This window comes from Aeromonas sp. HMWF014 (assembly GCF_963878295.1).
GTDB lineage: Bacteria > Pseudomonadota > Gammaproteobacteria > Enterobacterales > Aeromonadaceae > Aeromonas > Aeromonas popoffii.
Map to the genome: position 1 here is coordinate 16703 of NZ_CAWNYS010000199.1, position 4017 is coordinate 20719.

4 protein-coding genes are annotated in these 4017 nt (G+C 62.4%); 3 read left to right on the top strand and 1 reads right to left on the bottom strand.

The features are described from left to right. From AAC083_RS22960 to AAC083_RS08085, 3 genes are all read left to right on the top strand, one after another. A partial coding sequence (locus AAC083_RS22960) for a diflavin oxidoreductase (protein ID WP_375134745.1) occupies window positions 1-1090 on the top strand: 1090 nt, incomplete at its 5' end. Further along, entirely contained in the window at window positions 1090-2814 is a 1725-nt protein-coding gene (gene cysI, locus AAC083_RS08080; RefSeq protein ID WP_108536283.1) for an assimilatory sulfite reductase (NADPH) hemoprotein subunit, read from the top strand. The genes AAC083_RS22960 and cysI, both read left to right, overlap by 1 nt. Further along, window positions 2804-3607: a phosphoadenylyl-sulfate reductase gene (locus tag AAC083_RS08085; RefSeq protein WP_108536284.1), complete on the top strand. Its 804-nt coding sequence runs from the start codon at window positions 2804-2806 to the stop codon at window positions 3605-3607. Before cysI ends, AAC083_RS08085 begins: the two co-directional genes overlap by 11 nt. 127 nt (window positions 3608-3734) lie before the next feature. Here the strand turns inward: AAC083_RS08085 and AAC083_RS08090 are convergent. Beyond that, window positions 3735-4017: glycine betaine ABC transporter substrate-binding protein (locus AAC083_RS08090; RefSeq protein ID WP_308810999.1), on the bottom strand; the 283-nt coding region annotated here is incomplete at its 5' end.

Below are 4017 nucleotides of genomic sequence, written 5' to 3' on the forward strand. Positions count from 1 at the left end.
GAACCCCTTCCCTGCCCGCCTGTCGCTCAATCAGAAGATCACAGGCCGGGATTCCACCAAGGATATCCGCCATATCGAGATCAGCCTCGAGTCCTCCGGACTCGTCTATCAGCCGGGGGATGCCCTCGGCGTCTGGTTCGACAACGACGCCGATCTGGTGGGCGAAGTGCTGGCCCTGGCTGGCCTTTCTGGCGATGAAGACACTGCCCACGGCACCTTGCGCGCCGCACTGTTAGGTCACTTCGAACTAACCCGGCTGCACGGCGGCTTTATCACAGGACTCGCTGACATATCGGACAACGCGGCGCTGAAAGATCTGGCGGGCGACAAGGCCCAGGTCAATGCGCTGGTGGCTTCCGCTCAGGTGGTGGATGTACTGAAGCGCTTCCCGACCGCACTCACTGCCGAGCAACTGATCAGCCTGCTGCGCCCCCTCACCCCGCGCCTCTACTCCATCGCCTCCGCCCAGAGCGAGGTAGAGGAGGAGGTGCACCTGACCGTCGGGGTGGCGCGCTACCCGCAAGAAGATGGCACCGTACGCTCTGGCGCCGCTTCTTCCTATCTGGCGGATCGGCTGATTGAGGATGGCGAGGTGCGGGTGTTTGTCGAACACAACGACAACTTCCGCCTGCCCGCCAATCCTGACACCCCCGTCATCATGGTGGGCCCCGGCACAGGTATCGCCCCGTTCCGCGCCTTTATGCAGGAGCGGGAAGCCCAGGGAGCGGAAGGCAAGAACTGGCTCTTCTTCGGCAACCCCCACTTTACCCAGGATTTCCTCTATCAGGTGGAGTGGCAGCGTTATGTGAAATCAGGCCTGCTGTCGAAGATCTCGCTGGCCTTCAGCCGGGATCAGGCCAACAAAATTTATGTGCAGGACCGCCTGCGCGAAGCGGGCCAGGAGCTCTATCAGTGGCTGGAAGCAGGTGCTCACTTCTATGTGTGTGGTGACGCCAACAAGATGGCCAAGGATGTGCAGGAGGCCCTGCTGGATGTGATTGCCGAACACGGTCACAAGAGCCGTGAGGAAGCAGAAGAATATTTGAGCGAATTGCGTCGTGCCAAACGTTATCAAAGGGATGTCTATTGATGAGCAAGCAAACAATCTCGGAACAGAAAGCGGGGCCAGTGGAGGGACCGCTGGCTGACAACGAACGTCTCAAGCGCGAGAGCGACTTCCTGCGCGGTACCATAGAGCAGGATCTGCAAGACCCGCTCACCGGCGGCTTCAACGGCGACAACTTCCAGCTGATCCGCTTCCACGGCATGTACCAGCAAGATGACAGAGACATTCGCCCCGAGCGTGCAGCCCAGAAGCTGGAGCCGCTGCACAACGTCATGCTGCGCGCCCGCCTGCCGGGGGGGATCATCACCCCGGCCCAGGGGCAGATCCTCGACAAGTTCGCCGAAGAGCACAGCCTGTACGGCCGCATTCGCCTGACCACCCGTCAGACCTTCCAGTTTCACGGGGTGCTCAAGCGCGACATCAAGCTGATGCACCAGACTCTCAATAGCACCGGCATCGACTCCATCGCCACCGCTGGCGACGTGAACCGCAACGTACTCTGCACCAGCAATCCGGTGGAGTCCGAGCTGCATCAGGAGGCCTACGAGTGGGCCAAGAAGATCTCCGAGCACCTGCTGCCCAAGACCCGCGCCTACGTGGAGATCTGGCTGGACGGTGAAAAACTGGGGCAGGACGAGGAGCCTATCCTGGGCTCCAACTACCTGCCGCGCAAATTCAAGACCACTGTGGTGATCCCGCCTCATAACGACGTGGATATCCACGCCAACGATCTCAACTTCGTGGCCATTGCCGAGCACGGCAAACTGGTGGGATTCAACGTGTTGGTGGGAGGTGGGCTGGCCATGACCCACGGCGACACCAGCACCTATCCGCGCAAGGCGAGTGACTTTGGCTTTATTCCCCTCTCCCACGTGCTGGAGGTGGCGGCCGCCGTGGTCAGCACCCAGCGCGACTGGGGCAACCGGGTCAACCGCAAGAACGCCAAGACCAAGTACACCCTCGAGCGAGTGGGGGTCGAGGCGTTCAAGGCCGAGGTGGAGAGCCGCGCAGGTATCCCCTTCGCCGAGAGTCGCCCCTATGAGTTCACCAGCCGTGGCGATCGCTTCGGTTGGGTCGAGGGGATCGACGGCAAGCATCACCTCACCCTGTTTATCGAGAATGGCCGCCTGCTGGACTTCCCAGGCAAGCCGCTCAAAACCGGCATGCTGGAAATCGCCAAAGTGCATCAGGGCGATTTTCGCCTGACCGCCAACCAGAACCTGATCATTGCCGGGGTGCCCGCCAGCGAGAAGGCCCGCATCGAAGGGCTGGCGCGCCAGTATGGCCTGCTGGATGACGGCGTCAGCGAGCAGCGCAAGCAGTCCATGGCCTGTGTGGCCCTGCCCACCTGCCCGCTGGCGATGGCAGAAGCGGAGCGCATGCTGCCCGCCTTTGTCACCGACATCGAAGGGCTGCTGGCCAAGCACGAACTGTCGAATGACGCCATCATCTTCCGTGTCACCGGCTGCCCCAACGGCTGCGGCCGCGCCATGCTGGCGGAAGTGGGTCTGGTGGGCAAGGCGCCCGGCCGCTACAACCTCCATCTGGGCGGCAACCTTGAGGGCACCCGCATTCCGCGCCTCTATCAGGAGAACATCACAGAGCCGCAGATCCTGGCCGAGCTCGACGTGCTGATCGGCCGCTGGGCCAACGAGCGCAATCAGGGCGAGTGCTTTGGCGACTTCGTGATCCGGGTTGGGGTGGTGGCCCCCGTTATCGATTCCGCGAGGGACTTCTATGCAGCCTGAACTGACTGATGGCGGGGCCGATGGCAGGCTCGACCTCTCCGCCCTGCTCACCCTGAGCCGGGACGAGCAGACCGAGGCGCTGGCGCCCCTCAACCGGGCGCTGGATACCATGAGCGCCCCCGAGCGGGTGCGCTGGGCACTGGCCAATCTGCCGGGTGAGCATCTGCTCTCTTCCAGTTTCGGCATTCAGGCAGCGCTCATGCTGCATCTGGTGAGCCGCGAGCGGGCCGACGTGCCGGTGGTGCTGACCGATACCGGTTATCTCTTCCCGGAGACCTACCGCTTTATCGATGAGCTGACCGAGCGCCTCGCGCTCAACCTGAAGATATACAAGGCCGCGTTGTCACCGGCCTGGCAGGAGGCGCGATTTGGTCTCTTGTGGGAGCAGGGCGTGGAGGGGATCACCCGCTACAACCAGCTCAACAAGGTGGAGCCGATGGACCGCGCCCTGCGTGAGCTGGGGGCCCAGACCTGGTTCTCCGGCTTGCGCCGGGAGCAGTCCGGCAGCCGGGGCGCATTGCCAGTGCTGGCCATCCAGCGTGGCCGCTTCAAGTTTCTGCCGGTGATCGACTGGAGCAACAAGGATGTTTTCTACTACTTCAAGGAGTTCAACCTCCCCTACCATCCGTTGTGGGAGCAGGGTTACCTCTCGGTGGGAGATGTCCATACCACCGCCAAGTGGGAGCCCGGCATGAGCGAGGAGCAGACCCGCTTCTTCGGCCTCAAGCGTGAGTGCGGCCTGCACGAGGAGGGTGGCAAAGAGCATGGCGCGCAGGGTGGCTCCGGCATCTGAGCCCGCTGGCAAGGCCAGATCCTGACAATAAAAAAACGCCCGGCAAGTTCTGGGCGTTTTTTATTGCTGAGGTGCAGCGGCTAACGTGCGCAGGGAATAGCGCCCTGCGTGCAGCCACGCCATCCGCTTATTGCACGGCGGCGCGCGCCTGGGTCAACCAGTCGTTGACCAGCGCCTCATGCCCCTTGAGCCAGGCCTCGGCGTGACGCTCTACATCTGCCGGTTTGTTCTGACCTTTGTTCATCAGCCCGTTCTGGATGTTGATGTCGTTCAGCGGCAGCTTGACGATACTGAACAGCTTGGCCGCCGCCGGGTTGGCCTCGGTGAACGCCTTGTTGGCCACTATGTGCATGGAATTCACGGTAAAGCCGTAGTTTTTGCCGTTGGGCAGGCGGGTCTGCGCTGCATCC

Bases quoted from the DNA above. Each gene is read 5' to 3' on its own strand.
- AAC083_RS08085 (WP_108536284.1), top strand. From the start codon at position 2,804: ATGCAGCCTGAACTGACTGATGGCGGGGCCGATGGCAGGCTCGACCTC.
- cysI (WP_108536283.1), top strand. From the start codon at position 1,090: ATGAGCAAGCAAACAATCTCGGAACAGAAAGCGGGGCCAGTGGAGGGA.